This window comes from Bacteroides caecicola (genome assembly GCF_023337095.1).
Classification (GTDB): Bacteria; Bacteroidota; Bacteroidia; order Bacteroidales; family Bacteroidaceae; genus Phocaeicola; species Phocaeicola gallinarum.
On record NZ_JAMBLM010000010.1, the window covers coordinates 93,062 to 114,789 of the forward strand.

Below are 21,728 nucleotides of genomic sequence, written 5' to 3' on the forward strand. Positions count from 1 at the left end.
TACTTTATCGGAAAAATTAAACAGGTTCTTAGTTTTTCCATCTTCTCAGGTACAAAAATTATTCGTAACTTTGCAACCATATTTCAAATTACATAATAAATAAAGAAAAAGAATGGGTGGTTTTTTCGGAACAGTTACAAAAGCTGAATGCGTAACCGATTTATTCTACGGTACAGACTACAATTCCCATCTGGGAACGAAACGCGCAGGTATGGCAACATACGCCGAAGGCGAAGGCTTTATGCGCAAAATTCATAATCTGGAAAGTTCTTACTTCAGAACAAAATTCGAAGATGAACTCCCCGGTTTCAAAGGTAAGGCAGGTATCGGCGTTATAAGTGATACCGACCCCCAACCTATCATGATCAACTCCCATTTGGGTAAGTTTGCCATTGTTACTGTGGCAAAAATCAACAACACAGACGAACTGGTTAAGGAACTGTTGGCTAACAACATGCACTTCTCGGAAATGAGCATGGGAAAAACCAACCAGACGGAGCTTATCGCGCTACTTATCGTACAGGGAAAAGATTTCGTGAGCGGCATTGAAAACGTATTCAACAAGATTAAGGGTTCATGCTCGATGCTTATTCTTACTGAAGACGGAATCATCGTGGCACGCGACAAATGGGGACGCACGCCTATCATCATCGGGAAAAAAGAAGGAGCTTACGCTGCTACCAGCGAATCAAGCAGCCTCCCGAACTTGGATTACGAGGTAGACCGCTACGTAGGTCCCGGAGAAATCATCCGTATGCGTGCCGATGGCTTGGAACAGCTTCGCAAACCGAACGACAAGATGCAAATTTGTTCTTTCTTATGGGTGTATTACGGTTTCCCCGTTTCATGCTACGAAGGCAGGAACGTAGAAGAAGTACGCTTCTTGAGCGGTTACAAAATGGGGCAGACCGACCAGTCGGAAGTAGACTGCACGTGTGGCATCCCCGATTCGGGTGTGGGTATGGCTTTAGGATATGCCGAAGGAAAAGGCATCCCCTATCATCGCGCCATAGCCAAGTATACTCCTACATGGCCGCGCAGCTTTACGCCGAGCAATCAAAGTATGCGCTCGCTCGTGGCTAAGATGAAGCTGATACCTAACCGGGCAATGCTGCAAGGCAAACGGCTTTTGTTCTGCGACGACTCGATAGTACGTGGAACTCAGTTGCGCGACAACGTAAAGATTCTCTATGATTACGGTGCTAAAGAAGTACACATGCGTATAGCTTGTCCGCCGCTGATTTACGGATGTCCGTTTATCGGGTTCACCTCCTCAAAAAGCGACATGGAACTGATAACACGGCGCATTATCAAAGAAATAGAAGGCGATGAAAATGCCAAGTTAGATAAATATGCCACGACTGATTCTCCTGAATACAAGGAGCTGGTTGAGCGTATACGTGCTCGGTTCGGACTGACCTCGTTACGTTTTAATTCGCTGGAAATATTGGTTGAATCCATCGGACTTCCAAAATGCAAGCTGTGCACCCACTGTTTTGACGGGTCAAGCTGTTTCTGACAAACATATTTCATATACCGAATAATCAAGCGTGGGGATGTAATCTCCGCGCTTTTTTATGCTCCAATACTTGGCAACAAACACACCTCTACACCCGTCCCCACTTTTGCAACCCGGTTGTTAATATCCTGAAGGCGGTTCAACCAAATCAAAAATCACCTATCTTTGGCAGCAAATCTTATAAAAAATATCTGATTATGTCACATCTTCATCATCACACACACGAACACAATTTTGTTCCAAACTCACTGAGCGGAGTATTCGTTTTTTGCATTGTACTAAACCTTTTATTTGTCTTCACTGAAGCCGGAGTAGGTCTGACATACAATTCGTTAGGGTTACTATCCGATGCCGGACATAATTTGAGCGACGTATTCAGCCTGACGCTTTCACTGTTTGCCATCCGCATGGCAAAACGCCACGGAAACATCCACTTTACGTATGGCTATAAGAAAAGCACCATCTTGGTTTCGTTGGCAAATGCAATTATACTACTCGTTGCCGTAGGAGCCATCCTTATCGAGAGTATCTACAAATTACGTCATCCGGAAGAAATTTCGGGAGAAGCCATCTCATGGACGGCAGGAGTAGGAATCATTGTAAACGGAATAACCGCTTTGCTGCTTATGAAAAATCAGGGACATGATCTGAACGTAAAAGGAGCTTTCCTTCACATGGCTATGGACACACTCGTATCGGTAGGCGTAGTGATATCGGGCATAATCATCACACTTACCGGATTTGTCATCATCGATACGCTCATCAGTCTGGTCATTGCACTCATCATTTTAGCTTCTACATGGAAATTGCTAAAAGAAAGCCTGTACTTGTCTTTAGACGCCGTACCTTCGAACATCAATATGAAACAAATAGAGAGTTCACTTTCCGACATTCCCGGATTAGAGGAATGGCATCATTTGCATGTATGGGCAGTCAGCACAACAGAAAACGCAGCCACCGTACATGCCGTAATCAAGGATTTAAAAGACATGGAAAACGTAAAACAGGCTTTGAAACAAGCATTACGTGAAAAGGGTATCCGGCATGTGACCGTAGAATGTGAGACGAAAGACTGCAAGTGTCGGGAGGAATCATGCTGTTAGAGAACAAAAGAAGAGTGCAGCGACGGGAAGTCTCTGCACTCTTCTTTTCTGTTTATCCAAGCTCTTTTTATTTCAACTTTACAAAAAGTTCGCCTTCTACTTCGCTTGTTTCAATTTTGTCTTCTCTCAACAACCAGCCTAATCCCAAAAAGAGGTCTTTATCGGCTTTCAGTTTAGCTGCTTTCTTAATCTGCTTTTGAGTTTTGCCTTCGTTTCCGTTTAGTGCTTCCCAGATTTTTCCGGCGATAACACCTGCTTTTTCTTCTAACATAATCTTTTGCTTTTATTTTAAGTATCAAATATTTGTGTCGTTGCAAAAGTAAAGAAAAAAAGATTCCGAAAGACGAAAAAGCGTAAAAAGTTTTCTTTATCCTATGCAGAAAGCCTTTACTTGTTACAATTTACCTTCGTTTTCTAAGAAATCGCCAAAAATCCGCGCTGCCGTTTCTACCATCCGCGGGCAAGGACGTTTGGCGTAATACTGGGGTGTACGGGCTTCGGGTGTCGATACGATAGGTTCTTTTTTTGAAAGTCCGAGCAGTTCGGAGCAACATAACGAACCGGTTTCTGCCTTAAACTTTCCCGCAAGTTCTTGCACCAATGCATAATTGGCGGCTTTGCTTGCACGGTCGGCACCCTCAAGGGCACATCTTTCCAATCCTGCCAAGAGAAACATTCCACATGCAGCTCCGCACGTTTCACGCATACGTCCGATTCCTCCACCAAACGATGCTGAAATATGGCAGGCTTGCTCTTTTGAGAACCCATACAAATCGGCATAAGCAAGCACTACCGACTGTGAGCAATTATATCCTTCTTTAAAATAAGCTACCGCTTGCTGAATACATTCTTCTTTTGTCATTTTGCTACATTATTTATTGGATTTCCTTCCTGATAGGCTTTCAGATTTGCAATGGCCTGATTCATCAAGCGGACGCGGGCTTCGTAGGTAGCCCAAGCAATATGTGGCGTAATGAAACAGTTCTCTACCCTCAACAAGGGATTATCCGCACGGGGCGGTTCGCTGGAAAGTACATCTACTCCGGCTGCTGCCAACGTACCTTTCCGGAGCGCATAAGCAAGGTCGCGCTCATTAACCAGTCCACCCCGCCCGGTATTGATAAGAATCGCCGTACGCTTCATCAAGCTCAGTCGACGGGCATTTACCATCTCCCGGGTATCGTCTGTCAGGGGGCAATGGAGACTCACGATGTCACATGAGGTGAACAATTCATCAACCGAACCACACTTACGTACCCCTGCAGGCAACTGAGAGGCTTCCTTGCTGGTATAAACAGATACCTCCATGCCAAAGCTCAAAGCAATGCGCGCCGTAGCTTGTCCCGTATTTCCGAAACCTACCAAACCTATTTTCTTTCCGTCCAATTCTTGCAAGGGCGTATTCCAGTAACAGAAATCGGTTTGTCCGCTCCACGCTCCGTTCCGGATTTCATGGGCATAATATCCCACGCGCTGAGTAATATTCAGGATGTGTGCAAACACCATCTGAGCCACAGAATTGGTGCTATACGCCGGAATGTTTGTCACCACGATTCCGCGCTGGCGTGCAGCTTCCAAATCCACTACGTTATAGCCCGTAGCCAATACACCAATATATTTCAGCATCGGAAGTGCGTGGATGGCTTTCGCATCTAACACCACTTTGTTAGTCAACACAACTTCAGCTCCTGTAGAGCGTTCTACAACTTCTTCTGCCGCCGTACGGTCGTATACTATCACTTCGCCCATCGCTTTAAGCGACTGCCAAGATAAATCTCCCGGATTTAATGTATATCCGTCTAAAACTACTATCTTCATGTCAATATCTATTTGTGTTTTTCTATTCTTTAAATCTCTCTCCCCACAGGTTTATCATCCGTTCTTTCAGCTTGGCTTCTGCCGCATTGTCTTGTGCGTGCCAGAAACGAGCCTCACGGATGTCATCGGGCAAAAACTGTTGGTTTACGAAATTACCTTTATAATCATGTGCATACTTATAGTTATTTCCATACCCCAACTGCTTCATCAGCTTGGTAGGAGCATTACGCAGGTGAAGCGGAACGGGCAGATTTCCCGTCTGCCGCACCTTCTCCAGTGCCGAACCGATGCCCATGTATGCCGAATTGCTCTTCGGGCTGGTAGCCAGATAAACCGTAGCTTCAGCCAAAGGAATCCTTCCTTCGGGCCATCCGATTTTCATTACAGCATCGAAGGCGGCATTGGCAAGCAACAATGCGTTCGGGTTGGCAAGTCCGATGTCTTCCGATGCCGAAATCACCAGTCGCCGGGCTATGAAAGCAGGGTCTTCTCCCCCCTCCACCATGCGCGCCAGCCAGTAAAGTGCGCCATCGGGGTCGCTTCCGCGAATAGACTTTATGAATGCCGAAATAATATCGTAGTGCATTTCGCCGTCTTTATCGTAAGCCAACGGATTTTGCTGCAAACGGTCTACTACCTTTTCATCGGTTATCACTATCGGATTGCCGCTGTCTGCCTCAACCACCAGCTCCAGAATGTTTAATAATTTCCGCGCATCGCCTCCCGAATAACGGAGCATGGCGTCGGTTTCTTTCAACTCGATGTTTTTTTCTTTCAACACCGCGTCGCGCGTCAGGGCATGATGAAGCAACTCCAGCAAATCATCTTTCTCTAACGACTTCAACACATAGAGTTGGCAGCGCGACAGCAACGGGCGGATAACCTCAAACGAAGGATTCTCCGTAGTAGCACCTATCAGCGTTACCACCCCGGTTTCCACTGCCCCCAACAAAGAGTCTTGCTGCGATTTGCTGAAACGATGAATTTCGTCGATGAACAGAATCGGGCTTTGCTGCGAAAAAAAGCGGCTGTTACGCGCTTTCTCTATCACGTCGCGCACGTCTTTGACCCCCGAAGTCACCGCACTTAAAGTATAAAAAGGAGTTTCCAACTTATTGGCTATAATCTGTGCAAGCGTAGTTTTACCCACGCCCGGCGGACCCCACAGAATAAAAGAAGAGATACGCCCTGCGTCAATCATCTTACGCAAGACAGCCCCCTCGCCCACCAAATGTTTCTGACCGATATAATCATCCAGCGTCTTCGGACGCATTCGCTCTGCCAATGGTTGTGCCATATAGATTCAATGATTAGTAATTACGAGAACAAAAATAACCATTTCTATCGGAATAAAAGGAAAAGTATAGGCATAAAAAAAGGCGCTTTTCACAAAGAGCCTTTTTTAAGTTTTCAATAGGTATTAGTTTTTTTTCTTAAGGTAAAAAGATTGTTTTCAGGATAACGACACAAAGATGCGGCGTTTTTTTCACCCAACCAAATAAAAAACCATGTCTTAAAACATGTTTTTCGTTTTTCTTTCATTTTTCTTTCGTTTGGGTTTCTTAACTACCACACGCCTTGTATCCCCACAAAGATAGAAATTTTTACTTAATATACGTATAATGGCTTATGTAAATTTTAATGAATACCTTCATTTAAGTGTTTTTCCTGATTTTACGAATCGACAAGCCCGAAAATGCTATGGGTAGCGCTCCTTATTTCATGCGGTAGAACTGCCTTGTTCTACCCATAGAACGACCCGGTCTTCCGAATAGAATTTTTCACGCCCGAAACCCGCCCGAAACAGCCTCAAGTTTTTCGGAAGAATCTTTCGCAGACACAGATTTTTTCGTATCTTGTCCCCACGAATCTTTTAAAAAAACAACATCGCATGAACAGAATATGTCATCTTTTCGGAATCCGCTATCCGATTATACAAGGCGGAATGGTGTGGTGCAGCGGTTGGCGGCTGGCTTCCGCAGTAAGCAATGCGGGCGGACTGGGACTGCTGGGTGCGGGGTCGATGCATCCCGAAACACTGCGCGAACACATCCGTAAATGTAAGCAGGCCACCGACCAACCTTTCGGGGTAAACGTTCCGCTGATGTATCCCGAAATAGAAAGCATCATGAAAATCATCGTGGAGGAAGAAGTGCCCATTGTATTTACTTCGGCAGGAAATCCTAAAACTTGGACAGAATATTTACATAACGCCGGAATAAAAGTGGCGCATGTGGTTTCGTCAACCCGTTTTGCCTCCAAGTGCGAGGAGGCGGGAGTTGATGCCATCGTAGCCGAAGGGTTTGAAGCCGGCGGGCACAACGGACGCGAAGAAACCACCACGTTTTGCCTGATACCTGCCGTAAAACGGATGTGTACTGCTCCGCTGATTGCGGCGGGAGGCATCATGACGGGCGAAGGAATCCTTGCCGCCATGACGTTAGGAGCCGACGGCGTACAGATGGGCACGCGCTTTGCACTGACCGAAGAAAGCTCGGCACACTTCACGTTTAAAGACCGCTGCCTCCGGCTGAACGAGGGCGACACGGTACTCACGCTGAAACAGCTCTCGCCCACCCGCCTGATAAAGAATGATTTCTATAAGCAAGTGGAAGAAGCCGAGCGCAAAGGGGCTTCTGCCGACGAGTTGCGCGAACTGCTGGGCAAAGGTCGTGCCAAGAAAGGTATCTTCGAAGGAGATATTTTTGAAGGGGAATTGGAAATCGGACAGGGAGCTTCGATGATTCACCGCCTGCAAAGCGTAAACGAGGTGATGAAAGAGTTGGTGGAAGATTATAACGCCGCGCTCCGGCGGACGCAGGAAACCTGTGCACTTTAACCGTACGGACACCGGTTCATGCAGGCTATCGCAGCGGATAATCTGCATGAATCCGCCTCCGGCAGTCTATACTTCTTTCCACAAACTTTGTGCTATCTCCTGCATGTCGTTGATAAGTTTACAGGTGTGGTATCCGTCCGCCACCGCATGGCTTACAAACACGGCGACAGGTAAAAGTATTTTCCCGCCTTCTTGGAAATACTTCCCGAACTTGATGAGCGGGAACAGCAAGGAACTCTCGGCATACGTATCTTGCGCAAATCCGGTAAAGCTCAGCCACGGCAGGCTGGATACGGGGCAGAAATTACGAGGTTGGTCGGGACGTGCTTTTATTACGCCGGTAATGTTTCCGTATGTCCGGATGTCCGCCACAACCGTTTGATAAAAGGTATCAAAATCGTCCGAATAATCGCTCCATACATCCGTAAAGGTTTTGGTTTCATTATGGAACAGCGTGTAGCTGGGGACAACATACTCCCAATATCCCAATTCGCCTTTCTCATTAAAGCTCATGCGGAACTCTTTGTTGCGGTTCACGGCTCTCATGATAACGTACAGCATTACGGGGAAGAACTTGAGTCCGCGCTGTCTCTGCCCTTCTACCAGATGCGTGATGTCGAGATTCGCATTGAGCGTATATTTACACTTTATCCGAGAATAATAATAGTCGAAGTAAACGGCTCTCTCCCACGTGCTTTTGTCTATCACATAAAACTCGGCTCCGGATGCGTGGCGCAATGTCTCGGAAGGCATCCACGTAACGATGCCATCGACGGGATGCTGCTTTCTCCATTCCGTCAGTTCGGCATACGTGCGCACACCGCCTTCTATCACTGCCTGATAATATTCAATGCCCATAATCTTTTCGGTGTCGGGCGTTTCGTACTTCAGGCGTAGGATTGCATCGCGCGTTTCTTCGGTCAGCACGGCAGCAATGCGTTCGGCAACCCTCTCAAAGTAACCGTCGTATGCCGAACCTTTCGGCATGTGTATCATATCAATCTGCCACAGTAACGCCTCATCGTCCTCGTACCACAGATGCCACTCGATGCAGGCTTCGGAAGTGTCAAGCAGGTTGGTGTATTCCATTTTCCGGATACGCGGACAAGCGGCAATCTGCATCACCGCCGCGAAACTCTTTTCGAGTGTCAAATCCTGCGAATAAACATGAAAGTCGATGTCGCGATGCTTCATCAGTAGTCCGAGCTTGAGCGACCCGACAAGATTGATTTCCGCTCCCGCCCCTCGCCATGCCTCGATGATTTGTGCATCCCGAATAATGCTCCAAGCCTTCTCCTGATTCTCTTTTGCTAAGGTTAGGTAATCTTTCATAACAGCAACACATTACAAAAACAATATTTATCCACAATACGTTTTCAGGCGTATGCTATACGCCCCTACATAAGTTAACTGCGAACATTCCTACAATAATAATTCAATCATTAACCTATCTTCTTATAGATTTCATTAATGTCCAATAAGACAGAACCTCGAAAATCAGAATCTCCTCCTTGAAGCATTTCTTTTTCTATTTCCGAATACTCTCCACAACATCCTGTATCTACCAAATCCGTATCGTAAAGAACCTTCAACTCGGGCAACAATTCTTTCGCTTGCAAATCCAACAAATCTTTAGTCATCAATCCAACAAGAATCCCATCGCAACACTCTTGCTTTTCCAAACGGCCGGCATAAAAAACAAGCACTTTTCGAAACCAATCAATCACTTCGCCACGGCGTTCAGGCTGGTAAAAAGGAATCAATGCCACGGCAGGAAAGATATGGTAACGCGCATACGAATAAAGTCCCGGTATCTGCAAATAAGCAAACAGCTCATCAAGGTGTTCTTTTCCTAACCGATAAAGAACATAAGTATAAATTTCACCTGCGATGTCACCAAAATGATAGTCATAATAATCTTCATTTTGACAAAGCGTTTCAAGAACAACAGGCAAACTTCTCGCATCTCCCAAAGCACCTAACAACAACAAACAGTGAATGATCACAGAAGCATATTCGGTATTCCATTGGCTTTCGGAAATTTGACCACAAGTACATCCTGTTTCATACAGTATAATCTGTTCTAAATCTATTCTTAATTCTTCATGAGGCAAAGCCAAAATCTTCTGAACAGTTGCTTCGGACAGCTTACATGCGTTTCTATGATCATAGAACAAAGATACCAGCCAATCGTTTTTCACCCTTATTACCGCCGGATATTCAGGATGACAATAAGAATATTTCTCTTCCGGTATCGAAGCAGTACGTTCCATCATTTTCTCCATATTCTCCAACCAATCCATTGAATCTTTGTATTCAGCATCCTCATCATTTACTATATAATGATAATTCCCCTTACCCAGATTCTTATCTAACAAAGGCAGATAACGATTCAATTCCAAACGATTATTTGCACAAAGGAAATGCTCACCGTTTTTACCATAATCGTATTCAATTAATGGAACATCTTCTGTATCTTCTTCCAAAAGATATTGTGTGAGTTCAAATGAATTAGAAGGAGTTATGCCTGCTTCTTCGGCAAAAGCTATTGCCCCGAATATCATATTGTGAGCTTCATTATAAGAGATTTTTTCTAAAGACTCGTTTCTTCTGAACCTTTCCAAAAGGTTATCATAATCAATTTTATCTATACTAAAATAATAATACGAATCTTTCAATCCGAGACAAAACGTATCAATCAAATATACCCCTATGGTATAAGTTTCTTTCACATGACGACGAACTACTAACACAATAGATTCTCCTACTTTTTCCCAATCAGAAGTCATGAAACAATCTTCAACTGGAAGCATACGGGCTTTCTGTCGGATATACTGTTCAGGAGTCAACTGTTTGCTTGCTTGTTGTTTTGCTTTTTTCATAAATAGACATATTATAGTTTACGGATAACTTTGCGGCAACGCTCCAATGCCTTATCGCTCACGGCGTGTTGCTTTGTGCCTCCTACCTCGATGGTGGAAATGACCTTGAATCCGCTCCACTTCAAGATTTCTTTTAACGCTTTGATAACGCCGCGCGTCTGATTAAAAAGGATATTAAAGGGGAACGGAGTGGTACAAGTGCTGACTAATATGGCTCGCTTTCCCTTGTGCAAAGGGATGGGGATTCCGCGCGGACTTTCACCCATCATGCCGTAGACAATGCGGTCGAACATCACTTTCAGTTGCCCGGGCATGTTTCCCCAATAACAGGGAGCACCTATCACCCATGCATCACATCCCTGTATCAATTCAAGCATCCGTTGGGCATCATCGTCCGGCAAAACACAAGCCAACTTTTTACGGCATACCATGCAACCCATACAAGGCATTATGCGCAAATCGGCTACGCAGACTGAAGTTACCTTCATGCCACGGCTCTCGGCTTCTTCGCGCATCGCCTTCAACATGCGGGCTATATTACCGTTCCGGCGCGGACTTCCGTTCAGTATCAGGATATTCATGCCTTTAACGAATGTAATGCCTTACAGAGCTGATCGGGACACGAAGTAAGTTTAGAACCGCACCGGATTCCTTCAAGGCGGGTTATCACTTCATCTACCTTCATACCCTTTACCAATGCTCCGATACCCTGCAAGTTTCCGTTACATCCGCCTGTAAAACAAACATTCTTTACTATACCGTTTTCAACTTCCACCTCAATGCTCTTGCTGCACGTTCCTTGAGTAGTATAATTTATCTTCATAGTTTTATAAAAAATCAGGCACGAACTACGCACCTCACAGCGTATCTTTCTGAAAAGAAACCGTGTGAATCCGCGAAATCCGTGCCTGAGAATAATTATTTCAATACGATGATTATTCCTCTCCTTCGGGCTTCATATTCGTGTAAACCGTTTGAACGTCATCAAATTCTTCTAAACGTTCAATCATCTTGTTGATTGTTTCGCGCTGTTCTGCGGTTACATCTTTCAAGTCGTTGGGGATATAAGTAAATTCACCACCTACATCTTCGAAACCACATTCTTCCAAATGTTTCTGAATAGCGGCATAACTCTTCGGGTCACCGTAAATAGTGATTGTTCCTTCTTCGGTGTCCTCGTCGAATTCATCGTCTACGTTGTAGTCAATCAGGTCTAAAATCAGTTCTTCCATGTCGATTCCTTCTTTCTTCTTGAAGGTAAATACACATTTGTGGTCGAACAAGAAAGCCAATGACCCCGTAGTACCCAAGTTGCCTCCGAACTTGTTGAATACCGAACGAACATCTGCCACGGTACGTGTTGTGTTATCAGTCAATGTATCTACGAATACAGCCACACCGTGAGGTCCGTATCCTTCGTAAGTCATTCCTTTATACTCGCTCTGGTCTTTACCCATTGCGTTCTTGATGGCACGTTCGATGTTATCCTTCGGCATGTTTTCACGCTTACAGGTTGCGATAACCGAACGCAGCGTCGGATTGTTTTCCGGTTCCGGTCCGCCGGCTTTCACTGCTATTGCAATTTGTTTACCCAAACGTGTAAAGGTCTTTGCCATGTGACCCCATCTTTTCAACTTAGTAGCTTTTCTATATTCAAACGCTCTTCCCATTGGATTTATGTTTTAATAGTTATCTTGTTGATTATATTTATCTCAGTTTTGCGTCCAACTTGTTTTGCAGGTTGGTTATCAGTTTTTGCATGAACTTGTCGATTTGTTTGTCGTTCAGCGTAGCGTTTTCGTCCTGCAGCATGAAGCTAACTGCGTAGCTCTTCTTGCCTGCTTCAAGGTTTTTGCCTTCGTAAACGTCGAACAATTCAACAGATTTCAACAGTTTCTTATCGGTTTCGTAGGCTATCTTTTCGATTTCGGCAAACTGAACGTTTTTGTCTATCAGCAATGCCAAATCGCGTTTCACAGCCGGGAATTTAGATATTTCCTTATAGTAAACCGCATTTCCCTTGATGGCTTTCATCAGTTCCTTCCAGTTCAGGTCGGCATAATAAACTTCGTTATCAATGTCGAATGCTTTCAGAATCTTCTTACTTACCACACCAAACGTGGCGAGAAGTTTTCCACCGCGCGTATGAACCGAAATGGCTACCGAATAAATATCGTTGGTCAGGTTTCCGAATACCAGTCCGCCGAAGTTTACTCCCAAACGGCGGAAAATATTCAGCACGTATGCTTTCAATTCGTATACCGAAGAATCTTCATTCACGTGCGCCCACGAGTTACTTACACGTTTTCCGGTAACCCAAAGTCCCATGTGAAGTTCTTCCGAGTAAGCGGCCAATACCTTTTCGGGATTCTTCTTTTCGGCATTGAAATGATAGCAGTTACCAAATTCGAAGAATTTCAGGTCGGCATTTTTACGATTGGCATTGTGACAGATACTTTCAAGTCCGCCAAACAGCAACGTGGCACGCATCACATTCAGGTCGTTACTCAACGGGTTCATCAGTCTCACCAGATTTTCCGGTTTGTAGCTCTCCAGACCTTCATAGTATGCAGCAGCTGTCAGCGAGTTATTCAATATTTCATTGAACCCGCAACCTACCAACTGTTCGGATACCAGGTTCTGAAGTTTTACCGACTTATCTACTTCCCCCTTTACGCTCAGACTTGATTTCAACGTAGTAGGAATCTCTACATTATTATATCCATAGATACGGAGAATGTCTTCTACTACATCGCACGGACGCTGAACGTCAACGCGATAAGGAGGAACAAGCAATGAGAGTCCGCTTTCTGTTTCTTCTACAATCTTCATTTCCAGACTCCGCACGATGCTTTTCACCGTTTCTTTCGGAATTTCCTTACCTATCAAACCGTTCACATACTCAAACGGAAGTTCTACCGCGAAGTCGGCTATCGGGTTGGGGTAATTATCTTTTATTTCAGATGCGATTTCACCTCCGGCAAGTTCTTTCACCAGCAAGGCTGCTTCTTTCAAAGCATAAATACAGCCGTTGGGGTCGATACCACGTTCGAAACGGAAAGATGAATCTGTGCTCAAGCCATGACGGCGAGCCGTTTTACGCACCCATGTGGGATGGAAATATGCGCTTTCAAGGAATACATCCTTCGTTGCCTCGGTAGTACCCGAATCCAATCCGCCGAACACACCGCCGATACACATCGGTTCTTCGGCGTTGCAAATCATCAAATCGCGTTCAGACAATTTATGTTCCACTTCGTCTAATGTAACGAATTTTGTACCTTCTTCACACGTTCTTACCACGATTTTACCGCCTTTAATCTTGTCGGCATCGAAGCAGTGCATCGGCTGACCGTAGGCGTGAAGGATATAGTTGGTAATATCCACAATATTATTAATGGGGCGCACACCGATAAGGCGCAACTTGTTTTGCAACCATTCGGGACTTTCTTTTACCGTTACTCCCTTGATTGATACTCCGGCATAGCGCGGACATGCTTCCGTATTTTCAACCACCACGTCGATGTCCATGTCGTGATTATCCACCTTGAAAGCATCTACCGAAGGGCGTTTCAGTTCTGCCTGACGGCCGTTCTGGATAAGCCAAGCGTATAAGTCGCGCGCCACTCCGTAATGCGAACAGGCATCTGCACGGTTCGGTGTGATGTCTACCTCCAGTACATAATCGCTCTTGATGTTGTAATAATCTTTCGCCAGCGTACCCGGTGTCACATCGTCCGGCAGTACGATAATCCCCTCGTGACTCGTACCCACGCCGATTTCGTCTTCTGCACAAATCATTCCGTTCGATTCTACTCCCCGGAGTTTTGATTTCTTAATCGTAAAACATTCATCACCGTCATACAGTTTCGTGCCCAGCGTAGCCACTACCACTTTCTGTCCCGCAGCCACATTTGCCGCGCCGCAGACTATCTGTACAGGCTCTCCCTGCCCCAAGTCGACGGTAGTAATGTGCATGTGGTCTGAATTCGGGTGAGGTTCACACGTCAGCACTTTACCAATCACAAGTCCTTCCAAACCTCCTTTAATAGATTGAACTTCTTCCACGCTTCCTGTTTCCAAACCGATGGAAGTAAGTGCGGCTGCTGTTTCTTCAGGTGTCAAATCAAAATTGACATACTCTTTCAGCCAATTATAAGAGATATTCATATATGTATATTTTTATGTATTTCTACTGAATGATGCGCAAAGTTAATATAAATATTTGGGATATAAGAGAAAGGAAAAAGGTTTTTCGTGAAACTTGCCGGGCAAACTGCGTGAAATAAAACAAATGTGGGCGAAACGTCAGACACACGGAAGCGACATCTGTAAAACGTACACAAACATCTGTAATATATCTACATCCCATCTGCCGAAAACCGGCTACATTTGTGACAAAACCAAAAGAACAGACAGATGAAAAAAACATTATTTTTATTGTTGATTTTAGCAATGACTAACATTCAAGGAATTATGGCACAAGAAAAAATCACACAAACTGCCGGACACGTGCAGTTGGGAGAGTTCGCACCTAAATTTGCCGAACTGAATGATGATGTATTATTTGGAGAAGTATGGAACCGTCCGGGGCTGAGTCCGCACGACCGCAGCATGGTAACCATCGCAACCCTCATAGGAAAGGGAATTATTGATTCGTCGCTGACCCATCATTTGCAATTCGCAAAACAGAACGGCGTTACGCGCACGGAGATTTCGGAGATATTGACTCACATCGCGTTCTATGCCGGATGGCCTAACGCATGGGGGGCTTTCCGCTTGGCTAAAGATGTGTGGGCAGACGATGCCGCGGGAGATAACGGAAAGGCTGCTTTCCAGCGCGAAATGATATTCCCCATCGGCGAACCGAACACGGCATACGCTCAATATTTCATCGGGAACAGTTACCTTGCCCGCGTATCGAGCGAACAGATTCCGTTTGCCAACGTTACTTTCGAGCCGGGCTGCCGCAATAACTGGCACATCCATCACGCCACGAAAGGCGGAGGTCAGATGCTGGTATGCGTAGCCGGTAAGGGTTGGTATCAGGAAGAAGGAAAGCCTGCCGTACAGATGCTTCCGGGCGATGTTATCCACATCCCCGCCAACGTGAAACACTGGCACGGGGCAGCAGCCGACAGTTGGTTTGCTCACCTCGCTTTCGAAATTCCGGGCGAGAATGCTTCCAACGAATGGCTGGAGCCTGTAACCGACGAAGAGTATAAAAAACTTTAACAAAAAGGACAGCCCGGATACAAGTCTTTTCGATACACTTGCGCCGGACTGTTTTTATCCGGATGAACCGAAAATCAGTCTGACAAACTCCGCGTAAAAACGCTACCGTTAGCATCACCCATTTCAAGCGGTAGCGTTTACCATTTCTACCCGTAGAACACACCCGTTCTACGGGTAGCGTTTTTTCAGGAATCGGAATGAAGCTAAGTACAAGAAAAACAGGCTATAAAAGATTTAACAATTCACGCACCACCAAGTAGCGACAATCACCCTAAGTTTTTCCAGATAGATATTGAAATACATCCCATTGCCCCAGAATATCTGATAGAATCATTTGATTATTAAAGAAGAAATACTTACATTTGACACAACCAAAGACCAAGAAGCTATGAAGTTCAAAAAAGTTTTTATGCTGTCCTTATTATGTGCCGCTATGGGATTCACAGGTTGCGATGACGGCGACGGTCCCGATCCGGATACAATATGGGATATTTATCCGTTCGCTATCAATATCTACGTAACGGACAAACAGGGAAATGATTTGTTGAATCCGGAAACAGAAAACTCCATTGCCGACAATGGTATCAAGGCTATCTTCCGGGGAAATACGTATGAAAAAGATTCGACCGTGGCCGGTAATTCAAGGGCCATTCTTGCTTTCTTCTACGGATTGGCCTCGTTTGAGTATAACGACACTTACGGATTGAGTTTCGGTGACTTTAATGGAGAGACTAATTTTGAGCGGGAAACCCTTGTATTGGATTGGAATGACGGGAGCAAACGAGATACCATCACATTCAGCCGCAGGTTCTGGTGGGAAAACCATGAACCGCAATCGGAAAATACTTTCTGGCTGAACGGAGTGGAGACGGAAGCCCCGATCCGGATTGTCAAATAGAGTTATCCGTACCGAAGCCTCCTCCTCAGCTATCTTTCTACCCGCGAAACGTTAAGGCGCAGTTACTGCTATCTTAATCACTCCGTCGAGTTTGTTTTCAAAGATTCGATAGGCTTCTTCTATCCGGTTCAAAGGAAAGCGGTGGGTGATGAGCGGACGGGTATCAATCTTTCCTGCCGCTATCAGACGAAGTATCTCATCGCAACGGCAACCGTCTACCCCTCCGGTTTTAAAGACAAGGTTCTTTCCGTACATGTCCGGAAGGGGAAGCTGTTGCGGATGGTCGTAGAGTGCAACAATGGTTACGATGGCATTGGGGCGGGCACATTCCCACGCCAGACGGAAGGTTTCGTCCGTTCCCGCCACTTCCAGCACGCGGTCTGCTCCGCCATGATTGCTGTTTGCTTCTACAAATGACTTGCATTCTTCCGGTGTTACCACCAAGACGTTGGGATAATGCTCGCGAACGAAACGAATCCGTTCGGGCGACTTCTCGCACACAATGATGCGGCGGGGATGTTTCAGCATCACACACAGCAGGGTACAGATTCCCGTAGGCCCTGCACCGATAATCAATACCGTGTCTGCTGCCGTTATATCTGAAATGTCTGCTGCCCAATAGCCGGTAGCAAGTACATCGCCTACGAACAGTGCCTGCTCATCGGTCACCGAATCCGGGATGCGGTTCAAGCCCTGATTAGCATACGGCACTCTGACGTATTCAGCCTGTCCGCCGTCGATTCGGCAACCCAATGCCCAGCCTCCGTCGGGCAAAGTACAATTATTCACATAGCCGTGGCGACAGAAAAAGCATTCTCCGCAAAAGGTTTCCACGTTTACAGTCACACGGTCGCCGGGACGAACCGAAGTAACATCCGCTCCTACCTGCTCTACCACGCCTACCATCTCGTGTCCAACCGTGATTCCGGGTACGGCACGCGGAACACTTCCATGCTTGATGTGTAAGTCGCTGGTACAAATACTGCCCAACGTAACACGCACTATCGCGTCTTGCGAATCTATCAGTTGCGGAACGGGTTTATCAAGCAACTCGAACTTTCCGCGCTTTACATAAGTATAGGCTAACATAACTATTTTATTTTACTCTAATCAGAAAGGGACATCCGGTACCGGTGCGCCAAACGGATTTTCAGGCTGAGGAGCCATATCCGCCGGTGGTGGCGGGACAAAGTCTTGTCCGCCTCCGCTGTTCATCCTCGAACGTAATACAGGCGCTGAAGCCTCTTCGCCCGGCATCGGAACTATCATATCGTCATCGGGGTTCTGGAAACGGGCATACTCGGCACGGAATCGGAGCAACACGTCGCCTACCGCACCGTTACGATGCTTGGCGATGATGATTTCCGCCATGCCGTGAAGGTCGTTCCCCTTTTCGTCGGTATAAATCTTATAATATTCGGGACGGTGGATAAAGCAAACCATATCGGCATCTTGCTCGATGGCTCCCGACTCACGGAGGTCGCTCAACTGCGGGCGTTTTCCGTCAATACCTTCGCGGTTCTCTACGCCACGGTTCAACTGGCTCAATGCCACTATCGGGATGTCCAACTCTTTTGCCAGTCCTTTCAGCGAACGCGATATGGTACTGACCTCTTCCTGCCGACTGCCGAACGACATACCGCTGGCGTTCATCAACTGAAGGTAGTCGATGATGATAATCTTCACTCCATGCTCACGCACCAGACGGCGAGCTTTGGTTCGCAGTTCGAATACAGACAATGAAGGCGTATCGTCTACGTAAAGGGGCGCATCGTATAGTTCTTTTATTTTGTAGTCGAGCTGCCCCCATTCGTAAGGCGCTAACTGACCGCTTTTTATCTTTTCACCCGGAATCTCGCATACGTTTACTATCAGACGGTTTACCAGTTGGACGTTACTCATTTCAAGCGAGAACAGTGCCACCGGAACGCGATTGTTTACCGCCATATTCTTTGCCATCGAAAGCACGAACGCCGTTTTTCCCATCGCCGGACGGGCAGCGATGATGATTAAGTCGGAATTCTGCCAGCCGGAAGTCATTTTATCCAACTGATGGAAACCGCTCGACAGTCCGCTCAATCCGTCGGTACGGGCGGCTGCCTTCTGCAACATCTCATACGCAGCCTGTATCACGGGGTTAATCTGCGTATAATCTTTCTTCATGTTCTGCTGGGAAATCTCGAACAACTTGCCTTCCGCTTCCTGCATCAGGTCGTCAACATCCTGCGTAGCATCGAAGGCTTTCGTCTGAATGGCACTGGTAAACGAAATCAGCTCGCGAGCCAGAAACTTCTGTGCAATAATCCGGGCATGGTATTCGATATGGGCAGACGAAGCCACCTTGCCGCTAAGTTGGGTGATATAAAACGGTCCTCCTACTTCCTCCAAATCACCTCGCGTACGAAGCTGTTCGGTTACCGTCAATATGTCTATCGGTTTTTGCTGAACAGCCAAATCGGTTATCGCCGCATAAATCAACTGGTTCTTATGTTCGTAAAAAGACTCCGGGCGGAGAATCTCACTCACCAGCGAATATGCGTCTTTTTCAATCATCAATGCACCCAGCACCGCCTCTTCCAGTTCGGGAGCTTGCGGTTGCAGATGCCCGTACTCATCCACTTGTTTGGTCTTTGTAGTCTTAGGGACACGTGTTGTTCTTCTCGTTTCTGCCATTTCGCTTATTTTTATTACAAGCAGCAAAAGTAATACAAAAAAGCGAAACCCTTATCGAGCCTATTTAAATTTTGTACTCCGGCTGCATGTTTCGACTAAAAATCGGCTTCGCGGACGATACGTATCTCTTTTCCGCTTACGGGATGGATGAAAACAAGTTCGGCAGCGTGAAGATACATACGGTCGGCTTTCGTGCCATACAGCATATCGCCTACAATCGGGCAGTTCAGTCCTTCCGGATGTGCAGCATGTACACGCAACTGATGGGTGCGTCCGGTTTCAGGATAAAAAGACACCAGTGCATTTTGCCCTCTCCGCCCGATTACCTGATAACGGGTTACGGCAGGTTTTCCGTGCTCGTAATCTACCCTTTGGCGGGGACGGTCAGACAAATCGGGAATAAGCGGAAGTGAGATAATCCCCTCGTTACGCAAAGGTTCACCTTCCAGCAGTGCGGTATAACGTTTCTTCACCGCCCGCGTTTCGAACAATGCTTGCAACTGACGTTGCACTTCGAGGTTTTTGGCAGCAAGCAGCAAACCCGACGTTGCCATATCCAAGCGGTGGACTACCAGTGTTCCGGTGGCGGACGGATACAACCGACGCAAACGCCGGCTCACCGAATCCAAATCGTTTTTGCCGGGAACGGAAAGCATTCCTGCCGGCTTATCCACTACTACCAAGTAGTCGTCTTCATACACGATGGCCAATTCCGTATCGCGGTGTATGTCTTCTTCCAAAGGATTGTTTTCCACCTCCAGCCCTACCAGCATGTGACGCAATATGGGTCGGCATTTACTTGTGCAGGAGGGATAAAACGCGCCCTGTCTGCGCAGTTCGTTTTTAGGAGACATCCCCCACCAGAATTCGCCCATCGCCAAAGGCTGTAACGAATGAAGGTAAGCGTATTGCAGGAGTTTGGGCAGTGCGCATTCGCCTGCTCCCGCAGGAGGAATGCCTTGCGGCGTGTCGCGGAACAGTTCGCAGAGGTCTTTCGCTTCGCCCCGTGCGTTCAGCATACGGAACTTTCCGAACAGTTTCTGCTGAAGGGCAGCGGAGCGGGACTTTCTGTCTTGTTTCAGTTGATGAATCTGCATCTCAAACACTTCCGTCTGGCGCACTTGTTCTGCCAATTCCGCTTTCAACAGCCGTTCCAGCCGCTTGTACTCTGCCTTCTGAAACTGGCTTTCGCGGATAAGTGCGGCTTCTTCTTCCTCGTCTATCCCTTTCTTTCGCCGTTCCTCACGTTGCTTTTTGGCTTCTTTCAGAGCCTGACGTGCGGCAGACAAACGTTCTTCCATCAGGCGGGCGGAATCGGCTTGCTTCAGCCTCAACAGGTGATAACTGTCGCTTTCTTCCAATTCTTTAATCCGGTGATTGAGCCGCGATATGACAGCTTCCTCTTGTTTGAAAAAGCCGTCGGGACGGAGCAAATCGTACACCGGAGGGACAAAAAAAGCATGGTTATTGCTCCCAGCCAGATTGCCGGAAAAAGCAGCCAGATAGCCGATGCGTCCTTGCGAAGTACGGACTATCAGTACCCCGAACATCTTTCCGGCGTTCAGTTCGTCCGCCCAATCGGTACGGGTACGCAGGTATTGCTGCACTTCGAGTGCCGCCTTTTCCGTCAGCGGATGGGGCGTATAGTGAAACGGGTAAGTAAACAGTGCGGGCAGAGTAATACCTTCTACCGACGTAAAATAATGAATCTTTTCGGTTTCGTTTAATTGCATACAGACCTATTCCGTTTTTACTCCAACACACGTTGGCGGCAAAAACATTCGCCGAACTTTTCATCTACGTTGGCTATCGGCTCACGGAAGATGCCGAACACCGAAGAACCGGAACCTGTCATGGAAGCATACAGTGCACCCAAATCGTACAACTTGTCTTTAATGGCAGCTATCTCCGGATGTTCGGGGAATACGCTGTCTTCAAAGTCATTCTTCATGATTCCTTTCCATGTTTCAATCGGTTGTTTTACAATTTCTTTCAGCGACATTGCCGGACGTGCAGGCTTGATATGGGCATACGCTTCGCCCGTAGACACAGAAGTATCAGGCTTCACCAGTACGATATGATAACCTTTCAAAGAAAGTTCGACAGGCTCGAATATATTTCCGATACCGGTTGCAAATACCGGGGTGTTACGGATGAAGAATGCACAGTCGGCACCTAATTGCGCCGCATAAATCTCCATTTGCTCTGTGGTTAAATGCAAACTGAATTTTTCGTTCAACAGTTTAATCATAAACGCTCCGTCTGCCGAGCCGCCTCCCAGTCCTGCCCCCGTCGGGATGTGTTTGAACAGATGAATGTCTACCGGGGCAAGCTGATAATCTTTGCCCAACAAATTATACGCCTTAATCACCAGATTATCTTCCGGCGTTCCTTCAAGGGTCGTTCCACTCACTTTCAGATTAAAACTGCGGTCAGTATCTTTCAAGCGGTTAACTTCAAGCGCATCCTGCAAGTTTATCGGGTAAAATATAGTTTCTAAATTATGGTAGCCATCCGGACGTTTTTCTACAACGTTCAGTCCGAGGTTTATTTTTGCGTTTGGAAATGTAATCATAATAATTATTGTTAGCGGTTTTTCATTGCCTCAAAGATAGAGTAAAGTTTCGAGAAAAAGACGCATCCGGTTAAAAAATGTTTTCTTGCGGTAAAACATATCAGAATAAGAAGTACTTTTATCACGATTTTGTGCTGCAAAACGCTACCGTTAGTTTTGCCTTACGCTATGGGATAAACCATGCGG

19 protein-coding genes and 1 pseudogene are annotated in these 21,728 nt (G+C 46.4%); 5 read left to right on the forward strand and 15 right to left on the reverse strand.

Annotation, left to right across the window (positions count from 1 at the left end; all coding sequences use genetic code 11):
• Positions 1-112 precede the first annotated feature (112 nt).
• Together M3085_RS10745 and M3085_RS10750 are read left to right on the forward strand one after the other, a co-directional pair.
• Positions 113-1,519: an amidophosphoribosyltransferase gene (locus M3085_RS10745; protein ID WP_178256191.1), complete on the forward strand. Its 1,407-nt coding sequence runs from the start codon at positions 113-115 to the stop codon at positions 1,517-1,519.
• 197 nt (positions 1,520-1,716) lie between these two features.
• Positions 1,717-2,622, forward strand: coding sequence for a cation diffusion facilitator family transporter (locus tag M3085_RS10750; protein WP_178256192.1), 906 nt, complete (start codon positions 1,717-1,719; stop codon positions 2,620-2,622).
• 67 nt (positions 2,623-2,689) lie between these two features.
• Here the strand turns inward: M3085_RS10750 and M3085_RS10755 are convergent, their stop codons facing one another.
• From M3085_RS10755 to M3085_RS10770, 4 genes are all read right to left on the reverse strand, one after another.
• Positions 2,690-2,893: a winged helix-turn-helix domain-containing protein gene (locus M3085_RS10755; RefSeq protein WP_178256193.1), complete on the reverse strand. Its 204-nt coding sequence runs from the start codon at positions 2,891-2,893 to the stop codon at positions 2,690-2,692.
• Between the two features lie 123 nt (positions 2,894-3,016).
• A complete protein-coding gene (locus M3085_RS10760) occupies positions 3,017-3,484 on the reverse strand; it encodes a C-GCAxxG-C-C family protein (RefSeq protein ID WP_249052985.1) in 468 nt (155 codons plus the stop codon).
• Positions 3,481-4,440, reverse strand: coding sequence for a D-2-hydroxyacid dehydrogenase (locus M3085_RS10765; RefSeq protein ID WP_249052986.1), 960 nt, complete (start codon positions 4,438-4,440; stop codon positions 3,481-3,483). The genes M3085_RS10760 and M3085_RS10765 overlap by 4 nt, the downstream gene beginning before the upstream one ends.
• 22 nt (positions 4,441-4,462) lie before the next feature.
• Entirely contained in the window at positions 4,463-5,737 is a 1,275-nt protein-coding gene (locus M3085_RS10770; protein ID WP_204498830.1) for a replication-associated recombination protein A, read from the reverse strand.
• A gap of 594 nt (positions 5,738-6,331) precedes the next feature.
• Here M3085_RS10770 and M3085_RS10775 point away from each other — a divergent pair.
• Positions 6,332-7,279, forward strand: a complete 948-nt coding sequence (locus M3085_RS10775; RefSeq protein ID WP_249052987.1) for an NAD(P)H-dependent flavin oxidoreductase — start codon at positions 6,332-6,334, stop codon at positions 7,277-7,279.
• A 66-nt stretch (positions 7,280-7,345) separates the two neighbouring features.
• Here M3085_RS10775 and M3085_RS10780 read toward each other — a convergent pair whose 3' ends face one another.
• The 7 genes and pseudogenes from M3085_RS10780 to pheT form a co-directional block, all read right to left on the reverse strand.
• The gene (locus tag M3085_RS10780; protein ID WP_178256226.1) at positions 7,346-8,032 is read right to left on the reverse strand and encodes a CatA-like O-acetyltransferase; all 687 of its coding nucleotides are present in this window, start codon (positions 8,030-8,032) and stop codon (positions 7,346-7,348) included.
• A pseudogene (locus tag M3085_RS10785) lies at positions 8,027-8,611 on the reverse strand (hypothetical protein); the annotation flags it as partial. The pseudogene M3085_RS10785 and the gene M3085_RS10780, both read right to left, overlap by 6 nt.
• A 110-nt stretch (positions 8,612-8,721) precedes the next feature.
• Complete coding sequence (locus M3085_RS10790; protein ID WP_249052988.1) at positions 8,722-10,161, reverse strand: DUF1186 domain-containing protein; 1,440 nt, start codon at positions 10,159-10,161, stop codon at positions 8,722-8,724.
• 11 nt (positions 10,162-10,172) lie between these two features.
• A complete protein-coding gene (locus M3085_RS10795) occupies positions 10,173-10,742 on the reverse strand; it encodes a flavodoxin family protein (protein ID WP_249052989.1) in 570 nt (189 codons plus the stop codon).
• Positions 10,739-10,984, reverse strand: coding sequence for a TIGR03905 family TSCPD domain-containing protein (locus tag M3085_RS10800; RefSeq protein ID WP_178256200.1), 246 nt, complete (start codon positions 10,982-10,984; stop codon positions 10,739-10,741). The genes M3085_RS10795 and M3085_RS10800 overlap by 4 nt, the downstream gene beginning before the upstream one ends.
• A 112-nt stretch (positions 10,985-11,096) precedes the next feature.
• Entirely contained in the window at positions 11,097-11,831 is a 735-nt protein-coding gene (locus tag M3085_RS10805) for a YebC/PmpR family DNA-binding transcriptional regulator (RefSeq protein ID WP_178256201.1), read from the reverse strand.
• 37 nt (positions 11,832-11,868) lie between these two features.
• Positions 11,869-14,331: a phenylalanine--tRNA ligase subunit beta gene (gene pheT / locus M3085_RS10810; protein WP_249052990.1), complete on the reverse strand. Its 2,463-nt coding sequence runs from the start codon at positions 14,329-14,331 to the stop codon at positions 11,869-11,871.
• A 249-nt stretch (positions 14,332-14,580) separates the two neighbouring features.
• Between pheT and M3085_RS10815 the strand changes: the two genes are divergently transcribed.
• The gene (locus M3085_RS10815) at positions 14,581-15,396 is read left to right on the forward strand and encodes a carboxymuconolactone decarboxylase family protein (RefSeq protein WP_249052991.1); all 816 of its coding nucleotides are present in this window, start codon (positions 14,581-14,583) and stop codon (positions 15,394-15,396) included.
• Between the two features lie 388 nt (positions 15,397-15,784).
• Positions 15,785-16,294 carry a hypothetical protein gene (locus tag M3085_RS10820; protein WP_249052992.1) on the forward strand — a complete coding sequence of 170 codons (510 nt, stop codon included), beginning with the start codon at positions 15,785-15,787 and terminating at the stop codon, positions 16,292-16,294.
• Between the two features lie 51 nt (positions 16,295-16,345).
• Here the strand turns inward: M3085_RS10820 and M3085_RS10825 are convergent, their stop codons facing one another.
• The 4 genes from M3085_RS10825 to ispE form a co-directional block, all read right to left on the reverse strand.
• Positions 16,346-17,383: an alcohol dehydrogenase gene (locus M3085_RS10825; RefSeq protein WP_204498817.1), complete on the reverse strand. Its 1,038-nt coding sequence runs from the start codon at positions 17,381-17,383 to the stop codon at positions 16,346-16,348.
• 21 nt (positions 17,384-17,404) lie between these two features.
• On the reverse strand, positions 17,405-18,967 hold the full coding sequence (gene dnaB, locus M3085_RS10830; RefSeq protein WP_178256205.1) for a replicative DNA helicase: 1,563 nt from the start codon (positions 18,965-18,967) through the stop codon (positions 17,405-17,407).
• A 95-nt stretch (positions 18,968-19,062) separates the two neighbouring features.
• Positions 19,063-20,700 (reverse strand): RluA family pseudouridine synthase, encoded by a 1,638-nt coding sequence (locus M3085_RS10835; protein ID WP_249052993.1) that lies wholly within the window; start codon positions 20,698-20,700, stop codon positions 19,063-19,065.
• Between the two features lie 17 nt (positions 20,701-20,717).
• Complete coding sequence (gene ispE / locus M3085_RS10840) at positions 20,718-21,542, reverse strand: 4-(cytidine 5'-diphospho)-2-C-methyl-D-erythritol kinase (protein WP_178256207.1); 825 nt, start codon at positions 21,540-21,542, stop codon at positions 20,718-20,720.
• Between the last annotated feature and the right edge of the window lie 186 nt (positions 21,543-21,728).